Here is a 679-nt window from a genome sequence, read left to right as displayed (position 1 = left end):
GTAGCAGTAAGCGCGCCAACCTGTGCGGAGGTCAGGGTGGTTGAGTTGGTACCGACATTGGTGACGTTGGCAGTGAAGGCCAGATCGTCTGCCCTTTGCCATTGGATGGTTCCTGTGGCACTGGCTATAGTCAAATCGGTAGGTGCGCTGGCGCTACAAATAGTTTGATTGGCAGATACCGCGCCGACCGCACTTGGAGCATCGACATTTACGGTGATGATAGCAGAGTTGACTGAGGAACAGGTGCCATTGGTAACCACCGCCCTAAAGTATCTAGTAGCTGTAAGCGCGCCAACCTGTGCGGAGGTCAGGGTGGTTGAGTTGGTACCGACATTGGTGACGTTGGTGGTAAAGGCCAGATCGTCTGCCCTTTGCCATTGGATGGTTCCTGTGGCACTGGCAATGGTCAAATCGGCCGGTGAACTTCCACTACAAATAGTTTGATTGGCAGATACCGCGCCGACCGCACTTGGAGCATCGACATTTACGGTGATGATAGCAGAGTTGACTGAGGAACAGGTGCCATTGGTAACCACCGCTCTAAAGTATTTTGTAGCAGTAAGCGCGCCAACCTGTGCGGAGGTCAGGGTGGTTGAGTTGGTACCGACATTGGTGACGTTGGCAGTGAAGGCCAGATCGTCTGCCCTTTGCCATTGGATGGTTCCTGTGGCACTGGCTA

1 protein-coding gene is annotated in these 679 nt (G+C 53.8%); it reads right to left on the bottom strand.

The window, feature by feature from the left end; translation table 11 throughout:
• Positions 1-679: DUF8696 domain-containing protein (locus J0A67_RS22575; protein WP_206571665.1), on the bottom strand; the 679-nt coding region annotated here is incomplete at both ends.

Source organism: Algoriphagus aestuariicola (assembly GCF_017254835.1).
GTDB classification, from domain to species: domain Bacteria; phylum Bacteroidota; class Bacteroidia; order Cytophagales; family Cyclobacteriaceae; genus Algoriphagus; species Algoriphagus aestuariicola.
The sequence above is the reverse complement of the archived record's forward strand: the minus strand, read 5'-3'. Positions and strand labels throughout refer to the sequence as shown.